Source organism: Amycolatopsis sp. NPDC114484, from assembly GCF_055633755.1.
In genome coordinates this window covers 348,629-374,964 of record NZ_JBVKDQ010000006.1, presented here as the reverse complement: position 1 = coordinate 374,964, position 26,336 = coordinate 348,629, and the positions used below count along the sequence as shown (strand labels likewise).

Annotated in this window: 29 protein-coding genes and 2 pseudogenes; 16 read left to right on the top strand and 15 right to left on the bottom strand. The window is 67.7% G+C overall.

What is annotated here, in order from left to right:
- Window positions 1-147 precede the first annotated feature (147 nt).
- Window positions 148-999, bottom strand: a complete 852-nt coding sequence (locus tag ACZ7SW_RS18605) for an oxidoreductase (RefSeq protein WP_470231633.1) — start codon at window positions 997-999, stop codon at window positions 148-150.
- A 74-nt stretch (window positions 1,000-1,073) separates the two neighbouring features.
- Between ACZ7SW_RS18605 and ACZ7SW_RS18600 the strand changes: the two genes are divergently transcribed.
- Window positions 1,074-1,676 carry a TetR/AcrR family transcriptional regulator gene (locus ACZ7SW_RS18600; protein ID WP_470231632.1) on the top strand — a complete coding sequence of 201 codons (603 nt, stop codon included), beginning with the start codon at window positions 1,074-1,076 and terminating at the stop codon, window positions 1,674-1,676.
- 85 nt (window positions 1,677-1,761) lie between these two features.
- Here the strand turns inward: ACZ7SW_RS18600 and ACZ7SW_RS18595 are convergent.
- Together ACZ7SW_RS18595 and ACZ7SW_RS18590 are read right to left on the bottom strand one after the other, a co-directional pair.
- Window positions 1,762-1,902, bottom strand: a pseudogene (locus ACZ7SW_RS18595) (zinc-binding dehydrogenase); the annotation flags it as partial.
- Between the two features lie 184 nt (window positions 1,903-2,086).
- A pseudogene (locus tag ACZ7SW_RS18590) lies at window positions 2,087-2,371 on the bottom strand (alcohol dehydrogenase catalytic domain-containing protein); the annotation flags it as partial.
- 46 nt (window positions 2,372-2,417) lie between these two features.
- Here ACZ7SW_RS18590 and ACZ7SW_RS18585 point away from each other — a divergent pair.
- Window positions 2,418-2,663, top strand: coding sequence for an ArsR/SmtB family transcription factor (locus ACZ7SW_RS18585; RefSeq protein ID WP_470231631.1), 246 nt, complete (start codon window positions 2,418-2,420; stop codon window positions 2,661-2,663).
- Between the two features lie 170 nt (window positions 2,664-2,833).
- Entirely contained in the window at window positions 2,834-3,724 is an 891-nt protein-coding gene (locus ACZ7SW_RS18580) for a hypothetical protein (protein ID WP_470231630.1), read from the top strand.
- Between the two features lie 57 nt (window positions 3,725-3,781).
- Here ACZ7SW_RS18580 and ACZ7SW_RS18575 read toward each other — a convergent pair whose 3' ends face one another.
- The 8 genes from ACZ7SW_RS18575 to ACZ7SW_RS18540 form a co-directional block, all read right to left on the bottom strand.
- The gene (locus ACZ7SW_RS18575) at window positions 3,782-4,627 is read right to left on the bottom strand and encodes a carboxymuconolactone decarboxylase family protein (protein ID WP_470231629.1); all 846 of its coding nucleotides are present in this window, start codon (window positions 4,625-4,627) and stop codon (window positions 3,782-3,784) included.
- Entirely contained in the window at window positions 4,627-5,829 is a 1,203-nt protein-coding gene (locus ACZ7SW_RS18570; protein ID WP_470231628.1) for an RNA polymerase sigma factor, read from the bottom strand. Before ACZ7SW_RS18570 ends, ACZ7SW_RS18575 begins: the two co-directional genes overlap by 1 nt.
- Complete coding sequence (locus tag ACZ7SW_RS18565) at window positions 5,826-6,188, bottom strand: YciI family protein (RefSeq protein WP_470231627.1); 363 nt, start codon at window positions 6,186-6,188, stop codon at window positions 5,826-5,828. Before ACZ7SW_RS18565 ends, ACZ7SW_RS18570 begins: the two co-directional genes overlap by 4 nt.
- 138 nt (window positions 6,189-6,326) lie before the next feature.
- Window positions 6,327-7,154, bottom strand: a complete 828-nt coding sequence (locus tag ACZ7SW_RS18560) for a dioxygenase family protein (RefSeq protein WP_470231626.1) — start codon at window positions 7,152-7,154, stop codon at window positions 6,327-6,329.
- 50 nt (window positions 7,155-7,204) lie between these two features.
- The gene (locus ACZ7SW_RS18555) at window positions 7,205-8,140 is read right to left on the bottom strand and encodes a helix-turn-helix transcriptional regulator (protein ID WP_470231625.1); all 936 of its coding nucleotides are present in this window, start codon (window positions 8,138-8,140) and stop codon (window positions 7,205-7,207) included.
- A gap of 74 nt (window positions 8,141-8,214) precedes the next feature.
- On the bottom strand, window positions 8,215-8,751 hold the full coding sequence (locus ACZ7SW_RS18550) for a helix-turn-helix domain-containing protein (RefSeq protein WP_067593027.1): 537 nt from the start codon (window positions 8,749-8,751) through the stop codon (window positions 8,215-8,217).
- 13 nt (window positions 8,752-8,764) lie between these two features.
- A complete protein-coding gene (locus ACZ7SW_RS18545) occupies window positions 8,765-10,270 on the bottom strand; it encodes a sodium:solute symporter family protein (protein ID WP_470231624.1) in 1,506 nt (501 codons plus the stop codon).
- A gap of 4 nt (window positions 10,271-10,274) precedes the next feature.
- Window positions 10,275-10,493, bottom strand: coding sequence for a DUF3311 domain-containing protein (locus tag ACZ7SW_RS18540; protein WP_470231623.1), 219 nt, complete (start codon window positions 10,491-10,493; stop codon window positions 10,275-10,277).
- A gap of 173 nt (window positions 10,494-10,666) precedes the next feature.
- On the opposite strand from ACZ7SW_RS18540, the gene ACZ7SW_RS18535 reads away from it, so the two are divergent.
- The 4 genes from ACZ7SW_RS18535 to ACZ7SW_RS18520 all read left to right on the top strand — a co-directional run bounded on the left by ACZ7SW_RS18535 (window position 10,667) and on the right by ACZ7SW_RS18520 (window position 14,972).
- Window positions 10,667-11,803, top strand: a complete 1,137-nt coding sequence (locus tag ACZ7SW_RS18535) for an aminotransferase class V-fold PLP-dependent enzyme (protein ID WP_470231622.1) — start codon at window positions 10,667-10,669, stop codon at window positions 11,801-11,803.
- Window positions 11,800-13,038, top strand: a complete 1,239-nt coding sequence (locus tag ACZ7SW_RS18530) for a metal-dependent hydrolase family protein (RefSeq protein ID WP_470231621.1) — start codon at window positions 11,800-11,802, stop codon at window positions 13,036-13,038. Before ACZ7SW_RS18535 ends, ACZ7SW_RS18530 begins: the two co-directional genes overlap by 4 nt.
- Before the next feature lie 34 nt (window positions 13,039-13,072).
- Window positions 13,073-13,723: an HAD family hydrolase gene (locus ACZ7SW_RS18525; protein ID WP_470231620.1), complete on the top strand. Its 651-nt coding sequence runs from the start codon at window positions 13,073-13,075 to the stop codon at window positions 13,721-13,723.
- Between the two features lie 106 nt (window positions 13,724-13,829).
- Window positions 13,830-14,972 carry a TetR/AcrR family transcriptional regulator gene (locus tag ACZ7SW_RS18520; RefSeq protein ID WP_470231619.1) on the top strand — a complete coding sequence of 381 codons (1,143 nt, stop codon included), beginning with the start codon at window positions 13,830-13,832 and terminating at the stop codon, window positions 14,970-14,972.
- Here the strand turns inward: ACZ7SW_RS18520 and ACZ7SW_RS18515 are convergent.
- Window positions 14,969-16,180, bottom strand: a complete 1,212-nt coding sequence (locus ACZ7SW_RS18515; protein ID WP_470231618.1) for an oxygenase MpaB family protein — start codon at window positions 16,178-16,180, stop codon at window positions 14,969-14,971. The genes ACZ7SW_RS18520 and ACZ7SW_RS18515 overlap by 4 nt on opposite strands.
- A gap of 185 nt (window positions 16,181-16,365) precedes the next feature.
- Entirely contained in the window at window positions 16,366-16,815 is a 450-nt protein-coding gene (locus ACZ7SW_RS18510) for an ArsI/CadI family heavy metal resistance metalloenzyme (protein ID WP_470231617.1), read from the bottom strand.
- A gap of 81 nt (window positions 16,816-16,896) precedes the next feature.
- On the opposite strand from ACZ7SW_RS18510, the gene ACZ7SW_RS18505 reads away from it, so the two are divergent.
- Genes ACZ7SW_RS18505 through ACZ7SW_RS18485 form a run of 5 tightly spaced genes read left to right on the top strand, consistent with a single transcriptional unit; the run spans window position 16,897 to window position 19,798 of the window.
- On the top strand, window positions 16,897-17,259 hold the full coding sequence (locus tag ACZ7SW_RS18505; RefSeq protein ID WP_470231616.1) for an ArsR/SmtB family transcription factor: 363 nt from the start codon (window positions 16,897-16,899) through the stop codon (window positions 17,257-17,259).
- A complete protein-coding gene (gene arsB / locus ACZ7SW_RS18500; RefSeq protein ID WP_470231615.1) occupies window positions 17,256-18,320 on the top strand; it encodes an ACR3 family arsenite efflux transporter in 1,065 nt (354 codons plus the stop codon). Before ACZ7SW_RS18505 ends, arsB begins: the two co-directional genes overlap by 4 nt.
- Window positions 18,317-18,715 (top strand): arsenate reductase ArsC, encoded by a 399-nt coding sequence (locus ACZ7SW_RS18495; RefSeq protein WP_470231614.1) that lies wholly within the window; start codon window positions 18,317-18,319, stop codon window positions 18,713-18,715. Before arsB ends, ACZ7SW_RS18495 begins: the two co-directional genes overlap by 4 nt.
- A 43-nt stretch (window positions 18,716-18,758) precedes the next feature.
- Window positions 18,759-19,091, top strand: a complete 333-nt coding sequence (locus tag ACZ7SW_RS18490) for an ArsR/SmtB family transcription factor (RefSeq protein ID WP_470231613.1) — start codon at window positions 18,759-18,761, stop codon at window positions 19,089-19,091.
- The gene (locus ACZ7SW_RS18485) at window positions 19,088-19,798 is read left to right on the top strand and encodes a methyltransferase domain-containing protein (RefSeq protein WP_470231612.1); all 711 of its coding nucleotides are present in this window, start codon (window positions 19,088-19,090) and stop codon (window positions 19,796-19,798) included. The genes ACZ7SW_RS18490 and ACZ7SW_RS18485 overlap by 4 nt, the downstream gene beginning before the upstream one ends.
- On the opposite strand, the gene ACZ7SW_RS18480 is transcribed toward ACZ7SW_RS18485, so the two are convergent.
- Complete coding sequence (locus tag ACZ7SW_RS18480) at window positions 19,792-20,691, bottom strand: LysR family transcriptional regulator (protein WP_470231611.1); 900 nt, start codon at window positions 20,689-20,691, stop codon at window positions 19,792-19,794. The genes ACZ7SW_RS18485 and ACZ7SW_RS18480 overlap by 7 nt on opposite strands.
- 126 nt (window positions 20,692-20,817) lie before the next feature.
- Between ACZ7SW_RS18480 and ACZ7SW_RS18475 the strand changes: the two genes are divergently transcribed.
- The 3 genes from ACZ7SW_RS18475 to ACZ7SW_RS18465 are packed head-to-tail and all read left to right on the top strand — an operon-like array spanning window position 20,818 to window position 23,794.
- On the top strand, window positions 20,818-21,651 hold the full coding sequence (locus ACZ7SW_RS18475; RefSeq protein WP_470231678.1) for a polysaccharide deacetylase family protein: 834 nt from the start codon (window positions 20,818-20,820) through the stop codon (window positions 21,649-21,651).
- Window positions 21,648-22,616 carry an NmrA family NAD(P)-binding protein gene (locus tag ACZ7SW_RS18470; protein ID WP_470231610.1) on the top strand — a complete coding sequence of 323 codons (969 nt, stop codon included), beginning with the start codon at window positions 21,648-21,650 and terminating at the stop codon, window positions 22,614-22,616. Before ACZ7SW_RS18475 ends, ACZ7SW_RS18470 begins: the two co-directional genes overlap by 4 nt.
- Window positions 22,613-23,794 carry a glycine C-acetyltransferase gene (locus tag ACZ7SW_RS18465; protein ID WP_470231609.1) on the top strand — a complete coding sequence of 394 codons (1,182 nt, stop codon included), beginning with the start codon at window positions 22,613-22,615 and terminating at the stop codon, window positions 23,792-23,794. The genes ACZ7SW_RS18470 and ACZ7SW_RS18465 overlap by 4 nt, the downstream gene beginning before the upstream one ends.
- A gap of 402 nt (window positions 23,795-24,196) precedes the next feature.
- On the opposite strand, the gene glnA is transcribed toward ACZ7SW_RS18465, so the two are convergent.
- Window positions 24,197-25,621: a type I glutamate--ammonia ligase gene (gene glnA, locus ACZ7SW_RS18460; RefSeq protein WP_470231608.1), complete on the bottom strand. Its 1,425-nt coding sequence runs from the start codon at window positions 25,619-25,621 to the stop codon at window positions 24,197-24,199.
- A 172-nt stretch (window positions 25,622-25,793) separates the two neighbouring features.
- On the opposite strand from glnA, the gene ACZ7SW_RS18455 reads away from it, so the two are divergent.
- Entirely contained in the window at window positions 25,794-26,282 is a 489-nt protein-coding gene (locus ACZ7SW_RS18455; protein ID WP_470231607.1) for an RDD family protein, read from the top strand.
- Window positions 26,283-26,336 lie beyond the last annotated feature (54 nt).

Here is a 26,336-nt window from a genome sequence, read left to right as displayed (position 1 = left end):
TCAGTGGGGAGTGTGCGGCACGACCTCTCGACGGGGTTTTCGGGCTGTGCTCTGTGTGGCGGGGTTTGCGGTCGGAGGCTCGCCAGCCAGAGAACCACCGCGCCCTGTCGACGTCGAACCGGCTACCGGCAAATCCAATGCGATAGCTCAGCCAGGCAGCTGGGCGCCGTCCGGAAAATCGGTGGACCGGCTCAACTCGGCCCACTCCTCGATCTCCTTGTCGACCGCCGCGCGGCCATTGGCGACGAGACGCAGCGCGTCCGAGCCGAGGACCAGGTGCGCGGGCGGATTCGGGACGTCGAGGATGTGCAGCACGGCTTCAGCGGCCTTCCGCGGGTTGCCGAGCTGTTTGCCGCTGGCGGCGAGGCGGTGTTCTCGGATGGGGTTCATCACCTGGTCGTAGTCCGGCACGGAACGCTCGGTGCGGACCATCGACCGGCCCGCCCAGTCGGTGCGGAACGATCCCGGCGCGATCGCGGTGACGTGCACGCCGAACGGGGCGACCTCTTTGCCGACCGTTTCGAGAATGCCTTCCACGGCGTACTTGCTGCCTTGGTAAAAGGACGTGCCCGGCACGGTGATCAGCCCGGCCATCGACGTGACGCCGAGGATGTGCCCGCGCCGCCGCTGCCGCAGATACGGCAGCACCGCCTTCACTGTCGCGACGACGCCGAACACGTTCACCTCGAACTGCGCTCGCAGCTCCGCCATCGTCGACTCTTCGAAGACACCCTCGTGGCCATACCCGGCGTTGGCGATGACGACGTCGATCGGGCCCACTCCGGCCTCGATCTCGTCGACGGTCCGGAACACCGCCTCGTCGTCGGTGACATCGAGGATGCGCGCGAGGGATTTCCCCGGCTGGAGCCGCTCGAACTCCGAAGCGTCGGCCTGCTTGCGGACGGTGCCGACGACGGTGTGGCCGTGCTGGAGCGCGGCTTCGGCGAACGCGCGGCCGAGGCCGGAGCTGGCGCCGGTGATCAGGAAGATCTTGGTCATAAAACAAACTCTACACCGCGTTGAGAAAAATCTGCACAGTGTCAAAAATAGTCGGCGTGTGATAGAACGTGCTGGTGGAAGAGCGAGGCACCCGTACCCGCCGCCGGACGGCTCCGACCAAGGGCGACCTGCGCGAACGCGCGATCCTCGACGCGGCGGAGCAGCAGTTGGACGCCGCGGGCGCGGACGGCATGACCGTGGCGACGATCGCGCAGGAGGCCGGGATCACCCGGGGCGCGCTCTACTTCTACTTCGGATCCAAGAACGAGGTGCTCGCCGCGCTGGTCGAGCGGACGGTGACGAGACTGCGCACCGAGGTCGACGCGGTGGACGCGGCCGCCGCGGCTCCCGGCGACGCGGTCCGGCAGGGGATCGAGCAGACCGCGCGGATGTGGCGCGAGCACGGCACGGTGATGCGCACGGCCGTGGAACTGTCGCCGTCAGTTCCAGCGATCGATCAGGCATGGCGCTCCGCGGTGGTCGCGCTCGCCGACACCATGCGCGGTGTCGCCGAGCGCGCCGGAATGCCGTCCGGAACCGCGGCGGAGGTCGCCTCGGCGCTGGTCTGGATGACCGAACGCGTCTTCTACCAGGCGTTTGTCGCGGACAGTTCGCTGGACGACGCGGCCGCGACGCTGACTCGGGTGTGGCTGGCCGCGCTCGGCATCTTGGCCTAGCCCGCCGCGATCGCGACTTTGGACGTCCGCCAGCGGAGCCGCCTTCCACCAATGCGTGTGCTTGCGCGATGTCGGACAGCGGCAGCACGGCATCGATCACCGGCCGGAGCTTGCCCTGGTCGACCAGCCGGCCGAGGGCTTCGAGCTTCGCGCGGCCGGGGCTGACGAAGAGAAAGTGGTAGGTCCCGTTGACGCGGCCACGCGGCGAGCAGGTTCTGCGGTTCAAGAATATCCACAATGGACACCACGCGGCCGCGGTCGGCGAGTGCTTCCGGTCTGTGGGTGAGGGTGTCTCCGCCCACCGTGTCCAGCACGACGTCCGCCCCGCCTAGTGCGCGGACCTGCGGCACGTAGTCGCCGGTCGAGAAGTCGATCGCGGTGCTGGCGCCCAGCTCGGCGTAGTTGCCCGGCCCGGCGAACACCGGTGCCAGGTACCAAACCTCGTCGCCCGGCTCGAAGTCGTCCGCTCCGGGGCCGGTTTCGACCACCACGCCGGAGACGTCGTTGCCGATCACCGCGGGCAGCGCGACCTGGTCGCGGTAGTCGCCGCTCCGGGTCTGCAGGTCGAGCGGGTTCACGGAGGTGGCTTCCACCCGCACCAGCACCTGGCCGGGGCCGGGAACGGGTCTTGGCAGCTCGCGGGCGGTGAACGCGGTGTCCGCGGCACCGAAGCGGACGAGTTCCGCCACGCGCATCGAAGTCGGCACGCGGCGCGCCCTGTCCAACCCGACCCGCCGCCAGATGCTGGTCTGGCTCAAGGATCCGCTGGGCTTACCCGGCCAGGAGCCCGAGGACGTCGAGATCGGCGTCTGCGTGACCGACATCCAGCGGCGCGCGGGCCTTGGCCAGTCGACCACCTCGCAGTACCTCGCGATGTTGCGGCAGGCGGGGCTCGTCGTCGCCACCCGGCGGGGCAAGTGGACCTGCTACCGCCGAGACGAGGCGAACATCGCCCTCCTTCTGGAGACCCTGCGCGACGTGTTCTAGCCGGGGTTGCGAAGCCCGCCGTGGTCCTGCCCGCACGGACCAGGCGGGGGCGACATTGGGGCAACTATGGCTCCCCGCGGAACTTCGGAGCAACGTCCTCCGGTGCTTCACGTCTTTGGGGTTAGAGATTCGCCAAAGACGCCAAAGACACGGAAGCCGGGGAGAGCACAATGGGATTCACCGCGATGAAGTCGATGAAGCTGGTCATGGTCGGCGGGGCGGTCGCCGCGACCGCGTTGCTTTCCGCGTGCAGCGGAAACAATGTCGACGGAAATGGTTCCGCGGCGAAGAGCGTTTCCGACGCGGCGGCGGTCAAGCAGGGTCCGCAGGGCGGTTCGGCCGGTGCCGCGGGCACCGCGGCCACGTCGAACGGCGACGTCAACTGCAGCAAGCACGGCGGACAGGTCGGTCCGGCTGGCGGCGAGCAAATGGACCTGATCGCGGTGCAGAGCACCAACGGCAGCATTCCCGGATGCACCGAGGCATTCAATGTGATGACGAAGTACTACGAATTGGTGCCGTCGCAGGGCGAAGGCCCCGGTCACCGCGTTCTCGGCGTTGAGGGACACTGGGACTGCGCATTGGGCGCGGAAGAAGAATTCACCCAGGGCGTCGTGAACTGCGGCAAGGACGGCGGCACCGAGTTCATGATCAAGACCGCGCCGACCGCGGGCAAGGGCCAGCAGCCCGCCGCCCCGACGCGCCGCTTCCCGAACACGACGCAGACCGTCAAGTTCACCGGGTTCGACCGTTCGGTCAACATGGCCCAGTTCCAGCTGATCACCTGGCAGAAGGGCGGCCCGGACAACGGCCACTTCGTGCCGGTTCCCGGCGACGGCAAGACCTACCGCCTGCCGGTGAGCAAGACCGCCCAGGTGTTCGGCGCGGCCGAGCTGTGCCCGGGCGGCGACGTCGCCCTCGACCCGCAGGGCCGCGGCACGAACCCGTGCACCGAGCAGGCCCTGATGGAGGCGCTGTCCGGCGCGAACCCGCCGCACGCCGAGATCCACGTCGACAAGAACGACAACATCGACGTCGTCAAGGAGCTCTACCGCCCCTGAGCGGATAGCTGTTGCGACCGGCGGCCGGGTGCTCGAAACCCCGGCCGCCGGTTCGCGTTACGCGTCGAGTTTCTGTTGCCCAGCATCGAAACTGCGCAACGCGGCACCCACGGCTGCGGCGACGGTGATCTCGTAGACCTCGTCCTCCTGATATTTCGAGGCCAGCTCGGCGAAATCAGCGTCGGTGAGCCGGTAGGACGCGTCGCGGACCTTCGCCGCGAACGGCTGCAACGGCGCGGGCAGGCCATCACCGCTCGCCGCCGCGCCGCGAAGCGCCTGATCGGTCACTGCGGGCGCGGTGAACACCGAATACCGCATGTTCTCCACCGGATCCTCGTGCGTGTCCGCCGGGCCGCCGGCGAGCAGGAAGCCCGGGAACCGGTACCCGAATTTGTGCAGGGCACGGGTTCCGCTCTCCAGCTGACCTTCGCGGAGCACGAAACCGAATGCGTTCGCAAGCCGGTTCACGATGTTCCACACCAGATTCACCCGCAGCGCTTCGCGAATCGCCGCGGGCGGGAGATCCGGTAGCGCGATCTGGTCCGGGTTCAGCGTGACGGTCTCCAGAAACGCCCGGATGGTGCGCACTTCGGGCCGCGCCGCGTCGGGCCGCGACGGGTCGATCTCGCCTTGTCCGGCGATCCGGGTCAGCTCCGCGTGCGAGTCGACGCAGAACGGGCACTCGTGCAGCAACGCCGTTGACATGGCGAGGAATTCGCGTTCCCCGGCCGTCCAGTACGACGGGCCGCGCATCGCCGGAGCGGTGAGATCCAGCAGCGGCCGGGTGAGAAAGCCGGGACGGTACAGCAGCATCTTCACGATGTCCGGCGGCTGTTTCGAGGTGATCGACAGAAACAGCCTGGCCCGCAGGCGATGCCCGTTGTCGAGAATGGACAGTCTCATCAGGACTCCAAGGTGGCTAAGCGGCCCGCGAGGAATCGCCGGTCGGCTGGGTTGACGGCGAGTTCGTGAGCGCGCCGGTACGCGGCCATCGCGTCGGCGGCACGGCCGAGACGGCGGAGCAGATCGGCGCGCGCGGCGTGCAGCAGGTGATACCGGTCAAGGCCTTCGATGCCGTCGATGAGCGCGAGACCTTCCGCCGGGCTGGTGGCCATAGCGACCGCGACGGCGTGGTTCAACGCGATCACCGGCGACGGATTCGTTTCGGACAACCGCTGATACAGCCCGGCGATCGCCGCCCAGTCCGTGTCCGCCGCGGAACGAGCCTGAGCGTGCTGAACGGCGATGGCGGCCTGCAGCTGATACGGCCCCACCAGCTCGAATCGCAGCGCGCGGTCCAGCAGCCCGATCGCCTCGGCGATTTCGCTGTGGTCCCAACGACTTCGGTCCTGGTCTTCGAGCAACACGACGTCGCCGTCCGGGGTATACCGGGCGGCGGCGCGCGAATCGTGCACGAGCAGCAGCGAAACCAGGCCGAGCGCTTCCGGTTCGTCCGGCATGAGCGTCGCGACCAGTTTCGCCAGCCGGATCGCTTCCTGTTGCAGCTCCCGGTGTTCCGGTGCGGTGTAGCCTTGGGTGAAGATCAAGTACAGCACCGCCAGAACCCCGGACAGCCGCTCGGACAGCAGATGATCGGGCGGGACCGCGAGGCTGATCCCGGCGTCGCGGATCTTTCGCTTGGCCCGCACCAGCCGCTGCGCCAGCGTCGCCTCGCTGACCAGGAACGTCCGCGCGATCTGCCCCGCGGTCAGCCCGGCCACCGCCTGCAGCGTCAACGCGACGCGCGCTTCCTCGGCGAGCGCGGGGTGGCAGCAGGTGAAGACGAGGCTGAGCCGTTCGTCGCCGATCGCGAGCAGGCGTTCCTCGGCCGGCCCCACGCTCGTGGCTGGTTCTTCGAGCTGAGCGAGTTTCTCCTGGCCGCGGCGGGCGCGCCGGAGCCGGTCGATGGCGCTGTTGCGGGCGGCGGTCAGCAGCCACGCCACGGGGTCGTCCGGCGGCTCGTCGCCCCAGTTGCGCAGGGCGAGCGCGCACGCGTCCTGCAGTGCGTCCTCGGCGAGTTCGAAGTCGCCGAGGACGCGGACCAGCGCCGCGAGCATCCGGGCCCGGTGCTCGCGGTAGGACTCCCGCAGCAACGCCGACGTCATGCCTGGTCGGACAGGCCGGGCACGTCGGCGACCGGACGCACCTCGACGGTGCCGACCTCGGCCATCGGGCACAGCGCGGCGAGTTCGAGCGCTTCGTCGAGATCGCGGCAGTCGAGGACGTAGACGCCGCCGAGATGCTCGTGGGTCTCCAGGAACGGCCCGTCGGTGATCAGCGTCTTCCCGTCGCGGACGCTGACCGTGGTCGCGGTGTGCTCGCCCCGCAGCGGATGGGCGGACACGAACGCCCCGCGCCGGCGGCATTCGTCGGCGAACGCGTTCACCCTGGCCAGCGCGTCCGGGAAGGCCGGGTCACCGGGTTCGGGACGGTCGCAGTCGTAGATCACCAGCAGGTACCGCATGTGTCCTCCGAGGGCCGGTCCGGCGTCGTCGTAATGGAAGACGAATGAGCCGACCGTAACTCGACACCGCGGTCCGGGCTTCCCGGAAAAACGGAGAACGGCGGGCCCGGGGGAGCCCGCCGTTCTCGTGGGAGGGGATCAGCCCTTCTGCCACAACGCTGGCGCGTTGGGAGGTTCCCAGCCCTGCTGGGCGGTGTGGCCCTGGAGGCACACGTAGCCGACCCCGTTGAACGTGACGCGCGTGCCGGCGGAGTACGCCTTGCCCGCGGACCAGGACGTCCCGCCCGGCTGGCCGGTCGGCGTCGTCGGCCCGGTGCTCGGCCCGCCGGTCGGCGTCTGCTGGACGCTGAGGACGAAGTCGAACGCGGCCTCCTTGGCGTTGTTCGGGGCGTCCCGGACGGTCATGAGCAGCCGCGGGTCGAAGATCGTGTCGGTGTTGTTCCGCGGTTCGCCCGGGAAGTACAGCTGCGTCGTCAGGATCGGCTGGCCGGGGGCCTGCACCTTGACGTGGATGTGCCGCGTCCGGCCGGGGTAGAGGCCGGGCACGATCGTGGTCAGCTTGAACTCGCCGAGATCGTTCGTGTACTGGTGGCCGCGGAAGTTGAAGCCGTCGTTGTCGTAGGCGCCGTTCACGTCCGCCTGCCAGAAGTCCAGCAGGGCGCGGCCGATCGGCTGGCAGGCCAGTCCGAAGACGTACCCGCTCACGGTGAGCCGCTGGCCCGGGGTGCTGTCGTCGACGAGCACGCCGCGCTCGGGCGAGTCCGGCTTGAAGTACGGGCCTTCGGTCTGGTCGATCGTCGGCTCGTCGCCGTCATGGCAGTACGGGGTCGGCTCGACCTTCTGCCCGCCCGCGAAATTCGTGCGGGCCAGCGCGGGACCGCCGACGAGCGCGACCGGCGCGGCGACTCCGGCGGCCAGCGCGGCCTTCAACACTGCTTTGCGGCTGAACTTCCTGTCTTCGTTCATGCCTGCTCCTCGGTGGGGGCTCGGGATTCCCCTCGACCGTAGGGAGGAGATCAGCCCGCAGCGATGGACGGAGTCATGCAGTCGTGGTGAATCTTCGGGGCGGTGTCGCCGGTGCGGCGGAATCCGCCGGGGCTCAACCCGGTTTCGCGCCGAAAGAACCGACAAAAGTAGGCTGGATCGGCGAATCCGACGCGGCTCGCCACCTGCCGCACGGACAGATTCGTCCGCAGCAGGAACCGTTTCGCCTCCTGCGTTCGCGCTTCGCGCACCAATTCCGCCGCGGTACGCCCGGTTGCCGCCTTGACGGCCTCGGTGAGATAGCCGGGAGTGACGCCGAGCCGTTCGGCGTGCGCGCGCACCGACCACAGTCCCAGCTCGGATTTTTCGGCCTGCTGCGCGAATTCCGCCGCTACCGCGCGGGCGCGGGCGGGTGCTGGCGCTGGCGGAATGCCGGGAAGCCTTCCGGCGCGCACGATCAGCACGTGCAGCAGCGCGCGCAGCACGGATTCGCCGTCCTCGCCGCCTCGGCGGAATTCCTCCTCGAGTTCGGCGATCAGCCGCGCGGTCCGGTCGTGCTCGTTCCGGTCCAGCCGCAGCCACGGCCGTTCTCGCAGCCTGCGCAGGGTTTCGCGGTCGGCCGGATGGTCGAAGAGGAAGTCGTCGGTGAACAGCACGACCGATCCGGTGAGCCCGCTCGCCTCCCAGTGGTGCACCTGGCCCGGTGTGACGACGCCGAGGTGCGGCGGGCTCAGTTCCCACCGCGTCAGGTCGACGACGTGCGCGCCGGTCCCTCCGGTGACGAGCACGATTTCGTAGAAAGTGTGCCGATGCGGGAATTCCGCCCGCGACAACGGTCCCACCGCGTCGAAAGAGCCGACCGCGAACGGCACCGCGTCGGGCGCGGGCACCTCGAGCCGGTGCAGTGGAAGTTCACCGGTTTTGACCGGTCGGCAGCACATTCCCGGGGGCACGGTCGTCCCTCGCATCAGTCCGTCCTTTTCGCCGGTTTCGGAACGAAAAGTCTAGACCAATTCCCGGGTTGATGCCTCCGGCGGAAGTATCAGTAACTCGGCGGAGTGACGCTCACGAGGAACCGGGCGGTGGTCCGGCCGTCGTTGCGGAAGCGATGCGGGATGGTCGAATCGAAGTGGCAGCTGTCGCCGGTCTTGAGCACGTGCGTCTGCTCGCCGACCTGGACGGTCAGCCGTCCGGCGATCACCACCACGCATTCCTCGGACGGATGCGAGCGCAGTTCGTCGGACGAGACGCCGCCGGGTTCGAGCACGCCCTCGAGCACTTCGAGCTTCGCGCCGCCCGGAGACGCGCGGGTGTAGGTGATCGCGTGGTGCGGCGAGGAGATCCGGTAGCGGTCGTCGTGCCGGATCACCGCGACGGTCTCCTCGTCCGGCTCCTGGAACAGGCTGAACAGCGGGATGTCGAGCACCTCGGCGATCCGCCGCATGGTTTCCAGGCTGGGGTCGGTGACGCCCCGCTCGACCTGGCTGATCAACCCGGTCGACACTCCGGCCTGGTCGGCAAGCTGGCGCACGGTCAGCCCGCGCAGGGTGCGGAACTCGCGGATCCTCGTCACGGTCACTCGATCATTATCATCAAACGGCGCTTCGGCGCAGGTCACCGGCCTCTGCGGGCCCCGGTGAGCGGTCCCCGGCCCCGACGTCGATCGCGGTTTCCGATGGCGGCCGGGTCACCAGGCTGACCGCCACCGTCACGATCAGATTGACGACGAGCGCGGGCAGTCCGACCACGGTTCCGGGCGGCATCGTGTGCGCGACGAGCGAACCCAGCGCGGGCACGCCGACGATCAGTCCGCCGCACAACGCACCCGCCGCCAGCCCGGGCGCGGTGACCCGTCGCCACAGCATCGAGAGGAACAACGCGGGGGCGAGCTGCCCGACGGCGCTGTACACGTTCGTCATGATGCTCAACAGTTTTTCGTTGCTGTGTGCGACCAGAAGTACGGAAAGCGCAGTGAAAGCGAGAACGCCTACGCGCATCGCAGGCAACGACGAGGCCAACTTCTTCGAGCGAGCGCCGAGCACATTGCGGGTGAACAGGCTGCTTGCCGCGAGCACGAGAACAGCGGTCGGCACGAGCGCGACGAGAATGCCCGCGCCGCCGAGCAGTCCGATGACCCATTCCGGGTACTTCTCGCGCACGAAAATCAGCAGCGACGCGTTGGCCTGTTTGTCGGTCAGCTTCGGCAGCGCGAGCACCGCGGCGAGCGCGATCATCACGATCAGGACGTAGAACAGCGAATACAGCGGCTGGACGACCTGATTGCGGCGGATCGTCGCGACGTCCTTCGCGCTGTAGGACACCTGGAACATGTGCGGCAGCGCGAACGAGCCCAGCGGGGTGAGCAGCAGGAAGCTCATCCACCACCAGGTGTTCGTGGCGGTCGACCCGTGCAGTCCGGGCAGCGTCGCGCCGCTCGGATGCGCTTGTTTCATCGCGTCGAACACGCCCATCGGACCGCTCACGCCCGCCGCGTTCGCCGCGCCGATCGCGACCACGAGCAGGATCGCGATCAGCAGCACGTCCTTGACGATCGCGGTGAACGCGGCACTGCGCATCCCGCCGACCAGCACGAACCCCGCGACCAGCGCCCCGCCGGCGATGACGTAGACCAGCGACGGGACCTCACTGCCGAACAAGCTCGCCAGGATCAGGCTCAGCCCGGTCAGCTGGACCTGGGCATACAGCAGCAGCGCGACGATGCCGAAGACGGCGACCAGTCCGCCGAACCAGCGGGCTTCGAAGCGGGTGGTGAAGTAGTCGGCCATGGTGACCAGGCCGTGCTGCTTGCCCGCGCGCCAGATCTTGGGCACCACCCAATAGCCGATCGCCGCGGTCAGCACGACCGTGCCGAGGACGTAGAACCCGGGCGCGCCGTTGCTGAAAACGCCTTGCGACGCGCCGAGCAGTGCGAAAGTGGTGAACGTTTCGCCGACCAGCAGGAACCAGAACAGCCAGGTGCCGAACCGGCGTCCGCCGACGGACCATTCCTGCAGGTTCATCGCCCGGCCGCGCGCGGCGGCGAGGGTGCCCCAGACGATCGAGCCGACCGCGATCAGGAGAGCGAGCGCCAGTGCCATCGCGCTACACCCGGTCCAGGTCGCCGCGGCGACGATCGATCGCGTAGACCAGGCCGATCGCGCCGGAGCCGATCAGCACGCCCGCGGTCATCCACACCAGCAGGAACGGGATCGAGCCGAAGACGTAGTCGATCCGGTTGACCAGGGGAATCGCCGCGACGCACCACGCGAAGGGGACGACGAGCAGCAGCCAGTGCCAGCGGCGTCTGACGGGTCGGGCCATGATCGCTCCTCAGCTATCCACGTCGCTGTGTTCAGCCTGGATGAATGTGCATCAGTGTGAGCGATGACTTGTATCGCGTCAATGACGACAATTGTGGCGGCGCGAGAGAGGCTTGCGTAGTGGGAGTGCTGGCTGTTCACTGTGGCTGACGGCAGTTCTCGCGGAGGTGACTCGTGGATCCCGACCGGTTCCGTGCCCAGTTCCCCAGTTTGGTCGACACCACGCACCTGGCTTCGTGCAGCCAGGGCGCGGTTTCCACGCAGGTCACCGCGGCGTTGGGGGAGTTGGCGTACTCGCTGCGCGACCAGGGTGCGCCCTGGGGGCCGTGGATGACCGAAGTCGAGCGATTGCGTTCTGCGGCAGCGGGTTTCCTCAACGCGCAGCCGGGCGAGATCGCTTTGGTGCCGTCCGCGTCGCACGCCGCTTTCCAGGCGGTCAACGCGGTCGACTTCGACGACGGCGGCGTGATCGTGTCGATGGCGTCGGAGTTTCCGAGCGTCGGACAGGTGCTGCACGCGCGGCGTCCGGCGGGCGAGCAGATGCGGTGGGTCAGCCAGGACGCGATGCGGTCGCTCGGCGTCGTCGAGGCTTATCGCGCTCAGATCGACTCGTCGACCCGGCTCGTGTCGATCCCGTTCGCCTTGTACACCAACGGTTCCTTGCAGCCGGTGAACGAGATCGCCAAGCACGCGCGGGCTGTCGGCGCCCGCGTGCTGGTCGATGCGTACCAGGCGGTCGGTGTCGTTCCGGTCGATGTCGCGCAGCTGGACTGCGACTACCTCGTCACCGGAACCCTCAAGTATTTGCTCGGCCTGCCCGGAATCGCGATCCTGTTCGCCCGCTCCGGCGTCGAAGACCACCAGCCGCCGCGCATGACGGGCTGGTTCGGCCGCGTCGACCCGTTCGACTTCGACCCCGCGCTCCTCGACGTCCCGGCCAGCGCCCGGCGCTTCGAATCCGGCACTCCGGGAATCCCCGCCGTCTACGCTGCCCGAGCAGGCCTCGAAGTGCTCGGCCAACTCGACCCCGGGGCGGCCTGGGCCCACGCCGAACGCCTAGTGGCTTCAACGGCCGAACGCCTCGCCGACACTGGCGAAACGCTGAACGGACCCGCCCCGGACGCCCGCCCCGGCCCGCAAGTCGCACTGGTCGACGCCGATCCCGTTGCCCTGGCGGATTTCCTGGCCGCCCGCCGGATCGTCACCGCACCACGCGGGTCGAACCTCCGGCTGTCCTTCCACTGCTACAACACCACCGGCGACATCGACCGCCTCTGCGCGGCGATCGCGGAGTACCGGAGGCAAGCATGATCTTCGCAGCCGCGCGACTGCTGACCGACGCGTCCGCCCCGCTGATCCACGACGCCGCCGTGGCCGTCTCGGACGGGGTGATCACCTATGCCGGGCCACGGAATTCCGCCCCCGCCGGCGAAGTCGCCGACCTCGGCGACGTCACCCTGATGCCCGGCTTGATCGACTGTCACGTCCACCTCTGTCAGGACCCGGGTTCTGGCGAGGTCACCCTGGAAATGTCCGCCGACGACGACGCATTGACCCGCCGGATGGTCGCCAACGCGCAGCGATTGCTGGACGCCGGGGTCACCACCGCCCGCGACCTGGGCGCTCCCGGCACCCTGAGCACCCGCGTACGGGACTTGCTTGCCGCCACCCCGCAAGCGACGCCACGGATGCTGGCCGCGAACGCACCGATCACCGTCGCCGGCGGCCACGCCGCGTCGATGGGCGGCATCGCGGACGGAGTCGACCAGGTTCGCGCGAAGGTCAAGCAACACGCTGACGACGGCGTCGACCTGATCAAAGTCATGACCACCGGCGGCTTCATGACTCCCGGCAGCCATCCTTCCGAAGCGCGGTACACCGTGGCCGAGTTGACCGCTTTGGTGGCTGAAGCGCACGCCTGTTCCTTGCCGGTCACGACGCACGCGCTGGGCGTCGAAGGCATCGAGCGAGCCGTACTCGCCGGTGTCGACTGCATCGAGCATTGCGGCTGGGTCACCCGTACCGGCACGGAATTCGATCCCCGGGTCGCCGAGATGATCGTCGCGCGCGGAATCGCGGTCAGCCCGACGATGAACACCGCTTGCACCGCAACGGATTACATGTGCCCGTGGGATGAACGCGACGCCGTCGTCGGCAACCTTCGCGCGCTGATTTCCTTGGGTGCCATCATTGTCGCCGGGACCGACGCCGGAATCCCGTTAGTCCACTTCGAACGCTACGCCGACTGTCTGGACACCTTCGCCGAGGCCGGAATGTCTCCCCGGCAGGCAATTGCCAGTGCCACCTCGGTCGCCGCGCAAGTCTGCGGCTTGGCAGGCGTAACCGGTCGATTGGTTCCCGGGCTCCGCGCGGACATCATCGCGGTAGACGGTGATCCAACCGAGTCGCTGGACTCCCTGCACCATCCACGCTTCGTCATGGCCGATGGGCTCCGCCACGAAGTCCGCAGCAGGGACCTGGGAACGGGCGATTCGGCGGCCAGGGACCGGATCCGCCGAAACCTCGAACAGGGAGCCGGACGATGACAGACTGGAGGTCCGCTGTCCGAAGGGGGACTTGATGCTTTTCGACTGGACGCCGCAGGCGGTCGTCTTCGACTGCGACGGCCTGCTGATGGACACCGAACCCTGCTGGTCTGTCGCCGAAACGGAGCTCTTCGCCCGTCGCGGCCTCCCGTTCGGTCCCGAGCAGAAGGCGCTGGTCATCGGCAAATCGGTCGCCGCGGCCGCCGGCGCCATGGCCGAGGTGTTCGGCGAACCGGGCAACGGCCCCGCGATCGCGGACGAGCTCCTGTCGATGGTGACCGACGTGGTGTCCGCCAAGGCCGAAGCGATGCCCGGCGCCCACGAGCTGGTCGAACTGGCCGCCGCCGCGGTACCGGTCGCAGTGGCCAGCAATTCGCCCCGCGCGCTCTTGGAAGCCGCGCTGGCGCGAGGCGGCTTCGAGTTCCAGATCAGCGTGGCCGCCGACGAGGTCGCGGAGCCGAAGCCAGCACCGGAGATCTACCTGACGTCCTGCGCCCGGCTAGGCGTGGCTCCGGCGTCCGCCCTCGCCTTCGAGGACTCGATGACCGGTCTGCGGTCCGCCCGCGCCGCCGGCGTACCGGTGGTAGGCGTCCCGACGTTGTCCGCCGCCGAGTTCCCCGCCGACGTCGTGGTCCCGTCCCTGCGGGACACGGAACTCCTGACCTGGGTCAAGCGGTGGCGATGACCCCGCCGGAACGACCACGCCAATCCTCTCCTCGGGCATCCCGCCCGGCTCGTGATTGACTGGCCGGCATGGCCGTACTTCCGCATCCGGGTGCTCGGGGTCCGCAGTGACCTCCGAACCGGCCGCGGCCACCCGTCCGCGCAACCGCAAACAGCTCATCGTCGAAGCGGCGGGCCGCGCCTTCAGCGAACGCGGCTACCACGCGGCGTCCATGGAAGAGATCGCCGCCGCCGTCGGGATCACCGCGGCGGCGCTGTACCGGCATTTCCCGAACAAGTACGCCCTGTTCACCGAATGCGCCAACGTGATGGCGGACCGGCTCGTCGCCGCCCTGGACACAGTCCCCGCCGAGGCCCCCGCGGACGACGTCCTCCGCCCGCTGGCCCGGGTCACCGTCGCCCACCGCGAGTCCGGCGGCCTGTACCGCTGGGAGGCCCGTTACCTCGACCGTGCGGACCGGCGCGTCCTCAGCGCGAAATTCGCCCAAGTCGTCGCGCGGGTGACAGACGTGGTGCAGCCGTCGCCGGACGCGGACCTCCGCGCCGCAGCCGCGCTCGGCGCGATCGGCTCGATCACCATGCACCGCACCTCGATCGCCCACCACCGCGCCGAGAACTTGCTGACCGAATCCGCCCTGCGCCTAGTTACCGCGACGACCACCGTGCCGGTGCCCTCCGTGGCTCTGCCCGCCCAGCCCGTCCCGCGAACCCGCCGGGCGCAAATCCTCGCCGCCGCCGTCCCGCTGTTCGAACGCGACGGATTCGCCACCGTCACCAACGCCCGAATCGCCGAGGCAGTGGGCTTGGTTCCTTCTGCCCTCTACCGCCATTTCCCCAACAAAGCCGAGATCCTGGCGGCCGCCTGCCTGCAAGCCGCCGGGCTCCTGTCGCAAGCCGTAGAACAAAACCTCCACGGCACCACCGGCGCGGAAGCCTTGCCCGTACTAGCCGCGACCTACGTGGCCTACAGCTTCGAACACACCGCCCTGACCAACGTCGCCGCCGCCGAACTAGGCGGCCTCCCCGCCGCGTTGCAACGCCCGTTGAACCTCGCCCAACGCGAGCACATCGCCGTCTGGGAACAACAACTCCGCTTGGCACGCCCGGATCTGGACGCACACCAAGCCCGCGTGCTGGTGCACGCGGGCTTCGGCGCGGTAGTCGAAACCGGCCGGCGGCTGCGGTGGGAGGACACCCCCGGCCACCGCGCCGCCGCCACCGCCTTCCTGCTGAGTGCGCTGGGGCTCTAAGCGCCCGGCCGATTCGCCGCGGGTAGCGTGATCGGCGTCTGCGTCGGCGACGTTCCGTTGTTGAGGTACAGCATCGAAATGCCGCGCACGAACTGATCGAAGAGATAGAAACTGCCCGGCATGATCTTGGACGCGCCCTCCCGAAACGCGACATACGCCGGCCACTCGATCCGTATCAACGCCGCCTGGGCGTAATCGCGGGGGAGTCCGAGCCAATCGCCCACCTGGTCATTGAGCAGATACCGCACCAGTTCGTTGACGAACCCGGAATCGAGCCCGAGCGTCGGCTTCTCGATATACCCGAGAAGCGTCTTCGCCAGGCTGACCCCTTCGTCGGTCGGCCCGAGCACCGGCCACAACATCTGCTGCGCCTGTGCTTCCGCGTCCGCCCAGGTCTGCGGAATGAACTGCTCCTGCACGCCAAGCAGATGCAGCGCGACCTGCCAGGCATGCAGATCCGCGTCCTGCTCCGCCGTCGACAACGCGATGTTCCACTTGAGCATGTTGCTGCGCGCGAACGTCGCCACCGAATGGAACGTCCGCAGAATGTCGCCATTGCTGATCGGCTTCGGTTGATCCGCTCCGGCCTGGTACTTCGCCGAGGTCGGCAGCAAATTCCGCACTACAGCGTGCACCAACCGGGTCTTGTTGGCGGTAACGACGAAATGCCCGTCCGGTGCCCAAGCCTTGGAATTGTGCAGGTCGTACCCGAAAGTGAACGTCTTGGCCGCCCGCTGCTTCATGTCCGCGCCGCCGGCCGACCAGTAAACCGCCCGCGCCTCTCGCGGAATGACGGTGCTCATGATCCCGCTGCCCAGAGTCTCCGAGACGAACAGATAACTGCTCAACCGGGTATAAAGCTTCTCCGAAGCGGCGAGCTTGGCCGGATCCGCCCACGAGGGAAGCTTGTTGACCTGCCGCAGATACGCCACCAGATAGTCCGGCATGCCCGCGGGCAACGGAGCGCTGTTGTCGATCCAGCCCTGCCAAGCCGTATTGACCGCCGGAATCCTGCCCTCGTTGAGCAATGCCCTGGCGACCGCGTCCGCCGTGTCGTCCCAAACCTGGAACGGATCGGCTCCCGTCCCGCTCCCGGCGATCGACCCCTTGCCCGACCACGCCCACGCACTGCCGGTGGTGCCCGCCATCCCCGCGATGCCCAACGCCGCGCCGAGGGTCAGCATCTTCCTTCTGCTGAGATTCTCCATGTACTTGTCTGCCTCTCTGGTAGGCGTCGTTGCCATCCCATCACCGGCCAGGAGCGGCTCGCCGCTCCCTGTCGACAGTCTCGGAAGAAGTGATTTCTCATTAACATAACGGCGCCGGTCGGCTGGTGGCAAGAGGTGTCGCCGCTCCGGATCAACACGGAAGCGGCGACACCTGCGACCATCGGTCAGGCGCAACAACCCTCGGGCTGGGCGGCTTCCTCGGACGTGCAGCAAGAGGCGAGCGCGGCACTGTCGGAGCCATACGTCTGGGAGTCCGCCTTGACGGTATAAACCTCCCAGGGCTCCTGGCCGGGACCGTGCACCCACACCTTGTCCTGCACGGCGTAGCAACAGGTGGTGTTGTCCTCGGTCAGGGTCTCCAGGCCCTCGCCGGTGAGGCGCTTGCTGGCCTCGTCGACCTCGTCCGTCGACTCGACCTCGACGCCGACGTGGTCCAGAACGGTGGCCTGGCCGGGCTCGCCTTCCAGCAGCACGAGCTTGAGCGCGGGCTCAGTGACGGCGAAGTTGGCGTAACCGGGCCGGAGCTTGGCCGGTTTGACGCCGAACAGCTTCGAGTAGAAGTCGATCGAACCCGTCAGGTCTCCGACCCGCAGTGCGAGCTGAACTCGGGACACCGGTCCTCCTTGAATAGATGATTGTCGAAACAAGGCAGGACCTAGATTGCTGTCTATCTAGAGACCTGTCAAGATAGACGCATGTCGAAGCAACTGCCGCTGGTCGCGTTGGACGCGTGTTGCTCCCCGTTGGCGCGCGAGCCGCTGACGGCCGACCAGGCCGTGGAGCTGTCGAAGCTGTTCAAGGCGATGTCCGACCCGGTGCGGCTGCGGTTGCTTTCGCTCATCGCGTCCCACGCCGGCGGGGAAGCGTGCGTGTGCGACCTGACCGACGCGTTCGACCTGACCGGTCCGACGATTTCCCATCACCTGAAGGTGCTGCGCGAATCCGGTCTGATCACCGGGGAACGGCGTGGCACCTGGGTCTACTACCGCGTCCACCCCGAAGTGCTGGCCCGGCTCTCGGCCGTGCTGGTCCCGGGCGGCGCGGAGGCGCTGGCATGACGACCGAAACCGGCGTCGTCGGCAAGCTGTCCATTTTGGACCGATTCCTTCCGGTGTGGATCGCTGCCGCGATGGTGCTCGGACTGCTGGCGGGCCGGTGGATTCCGGGCCTGGCCGGGGTGCTGAACGCGGTCTCGGTCGACGGAATCTCGTTGCCGATCGCGCTCGGACTGCTCGTGATGATGTATCCGGTACTGGCGAAAGTCCGCTACGACCGGCTCGGCGACGTGACCGCCGACCGGCGGCTGCTGTGGCCGTCGCTGGTGCTGAACTGGCTGATCGGCCCGGCGCTGATGTTCGCGCTCGCCTGGCTGCTGCTGCCCGACCTGCCGGAATACCGGACCGGACTGATCATCGTCGGCCTCGCCCGCTGCATCGCGATGGTGATCATCTGGAACGACCTGGCCTGCGGCGACCGGGAGGCCGCCGCGGTGCTGGTCGCGCTGAACTCGGTGTTCCAGGTCGTCATGTTCGGCGTCCTCGGCTGGTTCTACCTCGCCGTGCTGCCCGGCTGGCTCGGTCTGCCGCAAGCTGATCTGAGCGTTTCCGCGTGGCAGATCGCGAAGAGCGTGTTGGTGTTCCTGGGCATCCCGCTGCTCGCTGGCTATCTCTCGCGGAAGCTGGGCGAACGCGCCAAGGGGCGTACCTGGTACGAATCCCGGTTCCTGCCGAAGGTCGGGCCGGTCGCGCTGTACGGACTGCTGTTCACCATCGTGGTCCTCTTCGCGCTGCAGGGCGACCAAATCACCAGCCGTCCGCTCGACGTCGCCCGGATCGCGCTGCCGCTGTTGGTCTACTTCGGACTCATGTGGGCAGGTTCCTACGCAGTCGGCAAGGCGGTCGGCCTTTCGTACGAACGGACCACGACGCTGGCGTTCACCGCCGCGGGCAACAACTTCGAGCTTGCTATCGCCGTCGCGATCGCCACTTTCGGCGCTACGAGCGGACAAGCCCTCGCCGGAGTCGTCGGACCGCTCATCGAAGTCCCGGTCCTTGTCGGACTGGTCTACGTATCGCTCGCGCTTCGACGTCGATTCGCAACTGCGGAGGTTTCGCCGTGACTGTCCCCGAAGTGCTCTTCGTCTGCGTCCACAACGCCGGGCGTTCGCAGATGGCGGCCGGACTGCTGCACCATCACGCGGACGGCAAGGTCGTCGTCCGCTCCGCCGGTTCCGCGCCGGCCGACACGATCAACCCCGCCGTCGTCGCGGTCATGGCCGAACTCGGCATCGACCTGTCCCGCGAGTTCCCCAAGCCCTTGACCACCGAAGCGGTCCGCGCCGCCGACGTCGTGATCACGATGGGCTGTGGCGACGCCTGCCCGGTGTTCCCCGGCAAGCGCTACCTCGACTGGAAGCTGGACGACCCGGCGGGCCTTCCGGCCGACCAGATCCGCCCGATCCGCGACGAGATCGACCGGCGGGTCCGGGCTTTGCTCGCCGAACTGGCCAGCTGACCCCTTCATCGTCTATCGTCGATGGACGATGAAGGGGGTCGTCATGCTGGACCGAGCCGCCGCGGAGACCTACGCCGGATGGTTCCGCGCGCTCGCGGATCCAACGCGCGTCCAGGTTCTGCACCTGATCGCCTCCGCGGATCGCCCGCTGTCGGTCGGCGAGATCGTCGAGCAGGTGAGCGTGAGCCAATCGACCGTCTCGGCGCATTTGAAGATCCTGACCGAAGCCCGGTTCGTCCTCGTGCAACCGCACGGCACCGCCCGGATGTACCGGGTGAACGAGCAGTGCCTGTTCTGCTTCCCCAGTGCGGCCGACGTCGTGATGGGCCGCGCCGCCGTCCCCTTCGCCGACATCGCTTGCGAGGTAACGAGATGAGGCCAGACCAGGACGCGATCCGTGACCGCTACGCCAATGCCGCACGCCGGGCACTGGCAGGCGAGGCCACCGGCCTGCTATCCGAATCCGAACGACTCGGCGCAGTGCACTACACCGAAGAAAGCGTCCCGGAAACGCTGGCAGCCACCAGCCTCGGCTGCGGAAACCCGCTCGCCGTCGCCGACCTGCGACCCGGTGAAACTGTCCTCGACCTCGGCTCCGGCGGAGGCTTGGACGTCCTGCTTTCCGCCCGGCGCGTCGGGCCCGCCGGCCGCGCCGTCGGCCTCGACATGACCGACGAAATGCTCGCGCTCGCTCGGCGGCACGCCGCGCAGGCGGGGCTCGCGAATGTCGAGTTCGTCAAGGGCGCGATCGAAGCCATTCCCTTGCCGGACAACACGGTGGACGTCGTGATCTCCAACTGCGTCATCGCCCTGTCGCCGGACAAACCGGCTGTCTTCGCGGGCATCGCACGCGTTCTGCGTCCTGGCGGCCGCCTCGGAGTGACTGACCTCCTCGCAGAGGAAACCCTGACCGACGCGGAGCGTGCCGCCGCTGACGAGGAATGCCTCGGCGGAGCACTCACAGCTGACGATTACCTGGTCCTGCTTCACTCCGCGGGCCTCGTGAACGTGGACGTCCGGCGTACTCACGAGGTCGGAAACAAGCTGTACTCGGCAATCATCCGCGCCGGCAAGCCTCACTGACGGGGCAGCGGCCTCACTCCCGGAACCCGGGTGATCTCCTCCGCGAGAAAGTCCCGCAAAAGCCGCACCCGAGTCAGCTCCGCTCGCTCCGGCACGACGAGCAGATTCAACGGCAACGGCGCACACCCATATCCCGGCAGCACCGCTTGCAGCATCCCGTCGTGAAGAAGATCGTCCACCAGCCACCGCGGCACCGGCGCGATCCCGCGTCCAGCGACAAGCGCCTCCCGCGCAGCAAGCCCATGATCGACGCGAAGCCGAGGCGTGAAGGTCGCGACGTGCGCCGTGCCCTGCTCGTCGATGAGCGTCAACTCGCCGCTCTTGGCGACGCTCGTCCGCCGGATCACGTCGTGCGACGACAGGTCTTCCGGCGAATCAGGCGTCCCACGCCGCGCGAGATAGCCGGGTGACGCGACGAGGATCTGGTGCGCCATCCCGAGCGGACGCAGGCGCAGTTCACTGTCCGGCTGCGGTCCGATCTGGATGGCGACGTCCACACCGTCGCGGATCAGGTCGGAGCGTTCGTCGGTGAGGACGAAGTCGACGCGAATGTCGGGATAGCGATCCTGGAAGTCGAAGATCAGCCTGCTCAGATGCATGACGCCGAAGAACGCCGAACAGGAGATCCGCACCTTTCCGGACGCGCCCGCCTTGGCGTCCTCGACCTCCTGCCGCGCCTCCTCGACCAGCCGGAGGATCTCCGTGGCGCGGGCGTAATAGCGACGCCCTTCCTCGGTCAGCGAAATACTCCTGGTGGTACGGCTGAATACGGACACCCCGAGCGCCTCTTCCAGGTCGCCGACGTGCCGGGTGACGGTGGACTGCCCGACGCCGAGATCCCGTGCGACAGCGGAAAAGCTGCCGCTCTCGGCGACCCGGACGAACGTGCGCATTCGATCGAGCGTGACTTCTGGCTTATGCATCGTGTGGATAAATCCTCTCCGCCGACGAGGCTAAATGAATCGCTCTTCCGCGGCTACCGTCAGGACCATTCCGACGGAAAGAAGCGGAGAGTGCCCATGGGACCTGTGCGGGCTTGGCCGGACGGCAAGAAGGTCGCGGTGAAGATCTGCGTCGCGCTCGAATCGTGGTCCGACGGTCATTGGCCGGTCTACGCGCCGATGGCCGCCGCGTGGCCGCTGCCCCAGGTCGAGTGCCGGCACAGCATGTCGTGGGCCGAATACGGGGCGACGACGGGAGTCTGGCGGCTGCTCGAGATCCTGGACCGGCATGACCTGCCCGCGACATTCGGCGTCAGCGGCCTTCTCGCGGAACGGCACCCCGAACCCGTGCAAGCCGCGCACGCCGCCGGTCACGAGATCGCCGCGCATTCCTACGCCCAGGACATCATCCCCGGACAGCTCAGCGCCGAAGCCGAAGCGGCGAACATCAATCGCTGCACCGACATTCTGCGCCAGGTCACCGGCACCCGGCCCACCGGCTGGCTCAGCCCCCGCGCCACCGAATCCCGCAACACCCCCGCTCTGCTCGCCGCGTCCGGCTACCTCTGGTCCGGCGACCGCAGCGACCAGGACCTGCCCTACGTCAGGACCACTTCCGCAGGCCCCTTGGTGTACCTCATGCACAGCGACTTCACCGACGTACGCGGCGTAATGGCGGGCCCGCGCGCGTACCGGGACATCCACGTCGACTTTCTCGACTATCTCCTCCGCCAGCCGACGCCAGGCATCCTCAACCTGACCGTCCACGCACATGTCGGCGGCCGCCCACTGTTCGCCGACCAGTTCGAACAGTTGCTCCAGCAGATCGCCCTCCTTCGAGACGACCTCTGGATCGCCACCCATCACGAACTGGCCGAGCATGTGCTCAACACCGAGAAGGTCGCATCATGACCCGCACCCTCATCATCGGCGGCACCGGAGCCATGGGCAGCCGAGTCGTCGCGCGCCTCCTCGCCGACACCGACGACGAGGTCACAGTCCTCACCCGCGACCCAGATTCGCCACGCGCAGCGGCCCTAGCCCACGACCGCGTGCGCCTGGTCCGAGGCGACGCGGGCGATCCGCGAAGCATCCAGACCGCGCTGCAGGACGTGTCCAGGGTCTTCTGCAACACCGACTTCTTCTCCGCCAAAAGCCCGCTCGCCGAGTTCACCCAAGGCACGAGCATCCTCGAAGCAGCCCGACAGCACGGCGTCGACCGATTCGCATGGTCATCGCTGGACAGCGCCGCGACGCTGACCTCCGGACGCGTTCTCGCGCCGCACTACGAGGCCAAAGCCGCTGTCGCCGCACACATTCAACTCCACCGATCCGAAGAAATGATGCGGCACGAATCGGACGGCTGGTACACCGAACACGTCTCGGTCCTGGTGACCTCGCCGTACTTCGAGAACCTCCAATCACGCCTGTCACCCGCCGCCGCACTCGACGACGGCGTGGTCTTCACCCTGCCCCTAAGATCCGGCCGATACCCCATGATCGCCCTGTCCGACATCGCCTGGTTCGCAGTGCATATGTTGGAATACTGGCAATCCTGGGGCGCACGCGATCTAGCCGTCTCCGCGGACAGCCTCACCGGCGCCGAGATCGCCGCGACTTTCGAACGAGTGACCGGAACGCCCGCCCACTACAAAGATCTGCCACTCGACGCCCTCCGAACCGAAATCCCCGACGTCGGCCACGACTACGCCGGAATGTTCGGCTTCTTCCAACAACACGACGTCGCCACTCACGACCGCGACCTCGCCTTGCTGCGGCGAATCCACCCCGGCCTAATGACCTTCGAAGACTGGCTGCACCACACCGGATGGGACGGCAGCCGACGCGAGGTCCAGCAATTCAGGCCCCGCTCATGACCTACACGTCCGTCCAAACCGAACTGCGCACCGCTCTAGACAAACTCCGCGCCGCAGACCTATACAAGACCGAACACCTTCTCTCCTCCCCACAATCACCGCGGATTGTCGTTGCCGGACAGGAGTTCTTGAACTTCTGCGCCAACAACTACCTAGGCCTGGCCAACCACCCCGCAGTAATCGACGCCGCCAAACGAGCCCTAGAAGATCACGGATTCGGAATGGCAAGCGTCCGCTTCATCTGCGGCACCCAAAGCCAACACGCCGACCTCGAAGCACGCCTGTCAGCATTATTGGGAACCGACGCGACGATCCTCTATTCCTCCTGCTTCGACGCGAACGGCGGCGTATTCGCCACCCTGCTGGACGAGCAGGACGTCGTGCTCTCCCACGCCCTCAACCACGCCTCAATCATCGACGGCATCAGACTTTCAAAGGCGCGCCGCCACCTATACCGCACCCTGATCGACCTAGAAACCCAGTTGGCGCCCGCCGCCCGCCGCCGCCTCATCGTGACCGACGGCGTCTTCTCCATGGACGGCACCATCGCCCCACTGCGAGAAATCTGCGACCTAGCCGACCGCTACGACGCCCTGGTCATGGTCGACGACTCGCACGCCACCGGAATCCTCGGCCCGACCGGAGCCGGAACCCCCGAACTGCTGGGCGTCCGCGACCGAGTAGACATCGTCACCGGCACCCTCGGCAAAACACTCGGCGGCGCCTCCGGCGGGTATGTCAGTGCCCATACCGAGATCGTGGAACTCCTGCGGCAGCAGTCCCGCCCGTACCTGTTCTCCAACGCCCTCCCACCCGCCATCGTGGCAGGCGCCCTGGCCGCCCTGGACCTCGCCGCCGACCCCTCCCGCCGCGAGGCCCTCCACCGAAACGCCGCTCACTTCCGCTCTCGGATGAAGCGGTCAGGTTTCCGCCTCCTACCGGGCGAACACCCAATCGTGCCAATCATGTTCGGCGACGCAGGCGAGGCTGCCCGCGTGGCCGAACGAATGCTGCGGCTGGGCGTCTACGTGACGGCGTTCAGCTATCCAGTGGTGCCGTTGGGGGAGGCCCGCATCCGGGTGCAGATCTCGTCGGAACACTCCCGCGAGGACCTGGATCGCTGCGTCGCCGCATTCGTCGCCGCACGCGATGCGCACGGCTCCGAGGCTAGGTGTTGAGGCGTCGAGCCAGGTAGATGTGCCAGTTGTAGGCCGCGCTTGCGGCGAAGAACGCCACAAAGATCCACGAAGTCCACGGGCTCAAGAACACGGCCAGGGCAAGCCACATGAGGACGCCGCACGTACTGGCGATGGCGCAAGCGAGAACCCACCGTCGCTGACGCCGACTGAGCTGGGCTGGATAGCCGCCTATCCATCGCTGTCGGTCCACCTGCACATTTTCCACGTGGCCTGCCCTGAGCGAAGCGTCGCCGGAGGGTCAATAGTGCGCATTAGCTCGGACGTGCGGCGATTCAGATGCACAAAAACGGGACGGCAGCCGAGGAATTCCCTCGACCGCCGCCCCGTGCCCGGTAGGTCGTCACCTGATGCCCTTCAACGGCCCGGTGACGCCCCCTCGCATCACACGTCGTAGTACAGCGAGAACTCGTACGGGTGCGGGCGAAGCCGCAGCGGGTCGATCTCGTTCTCGCGCTTGTACTGGACCCACGTCTCGATCACGTCGGGCGTGAAGACGCCGCCCTCGAGCAGGTAGTCGTGGTCCTGCTCCAGGGTGTCCAGCACGGTGCCCAGGTCGCCCGGGACCAGCTTGACGTTCTTGGCCTCCTCGGGCGGCAGCTCGTAGAGGTCCTTGTCGATCGGCTCCGGCGGCTCGATCTTGTTCTTGATGCCGTCGAGCCCGGCCATCATCATCGCGGAGAACGCGAGGTACGGGTTGCCCGAGGAGTCCGGGCAGCGGAACTCGGCGCGCTTGGCCTTCGCGTTGTTGCCGGTGATCGGGATGCGCACGCAGGCGGAGCGGTTGCGCTGCGAGTACACGAGCGAAACCGGTGCCTCGAAGCCCGGCACCAGGCGGTGGTAGGAGTTCACCGTCGGGTTGGTGAAGGCCAGCAGGCTCGGCGCGTGCTTGAGCAGGCCGCCGATGTAGTGCCGCGCCGTGTCGGACAGGCCCGCGTAGCCGGACTCGTCGTGGAACAGCGGCTGGCCGTCCTTCCACAGCGACTGGTGGCAGTGCATGCCCGAGCCGTTGTCGCCGGCGAGCGGCTTCGGCATGAACGTCGCGGTCTTGCCCGCGGCGAACACGGTGTTCTTCACGATGTACTTGAACAACTGCAGGTCGTCCGCGGCGTGCAGCAGCGTGTTGAACTTGTAGTTGATCTCCGTCTGGCCGGCGGTGCCCACCTCGTGGTGCGCGCGCTCGATCTCGAAGCCGGAGTTCGTCAGCTGGCGGACGATGTCGTCGCGCAGGTCGGCGAAGTGGTCGACCGGCGGGACGGGGAAGTAGCCGCCCTTGAACTTCGTCTTGTAGCCCTGGTTCCCTCCCTCGGTGTCGGCGCCGGTGTTCCACCAGCCCTCGATCGAGTCGATCTCGTGGAACGACAGGTGCTCGGCGTCCTCGAAGCGGACCGAGTCGAAGATGTAGAACTCCGCCTCCGGGCCGAAGAAGACGTTGTCGGCGACGCCGTACTCCGCGATGTACTGCTCGGCCTTGCGCGCGATGTTGCGCGGGTCGCGGCTGTAGGCCTCGCGGGTGAACGGGTCGTGCACGAAGAAGTTCAGCGAGAGCGTCTTCGCCTTGCGGAACGGGTCGATCCGCGCCGTCTCGGGGTCCGGCAGCAGCAGCATGTCGGACTCGTGGATCGACTGGAAGCCGCGCACCGAGGAGCCGTCGAAGGCGAGGCCCTCTTCGTACGCCTCCAGGTCGAACGCCTTGGCCGGCACCGTGAAGTGCTGCATGACGCCCGGCAGGTCGCAGAACCTGACGTCGATCGACTCGACCTTCTCGTCGGCGATGAGGCGCTGAATGTCGTCTGGAGTAGTGGGCACCCTCGGTGACTCCTTCTCGTTCGTTACCGGCGGCTGTACTCTCTTCGGCTCACGCTAAGAGGGCGGTGTTGCCCGACCGTCACCCGAATGTTTCGCGGGTGTTAACGGGCCGCCGTCACTGCCCAGTCGACCAGGCCGGATGTGGTCCGCGCCACCGGCATACCCTGGACGGGTGGCGAGATGGACGGGTGAATGGCTGCCGGGCGCGGGCGACGGCTCCACCACTGCGGGCCCGCGCGAGGCCCCGAAGTGGCGCGGCGAGTCGATGGGCCTGCCCGAAACCGGCGTGGGCGCGGTCGCGAGCGGCGGCCCGCGCTTCCTCGCGCTGGTCATCGACCTGGTGCTCGCGTCCCTGATCACCGCCCTGTTCGTGCGCTATGACCTGCAGAACGCCGCCGCGATGCAGACGTTCAACCTCTGGGCGGGCGCGGTCTGGGCGGTCATCACGGTCGCCCCGGTGACGTTCTTCGGTTTCACCCCCGGAATGGCGATCCTGGGCATTCGGGTGGCTCGCCTGGACGGCGCGACGATGGTCGGCGCGTGGCGCGCGCTGGTGCGGATGGTGCTGACAGTGCTGTTGCTCCCGCCGCTGGTGCGCAACGCCGACGGCCGCAACTGGCTCGACCGCGTGACCGGCACCGTCGTCATCCGGATGCGCTGACCTCGGTCTCCCGAACACAAAGAACCCCCGGTCGGCACCCGACCGGGGGTTCTT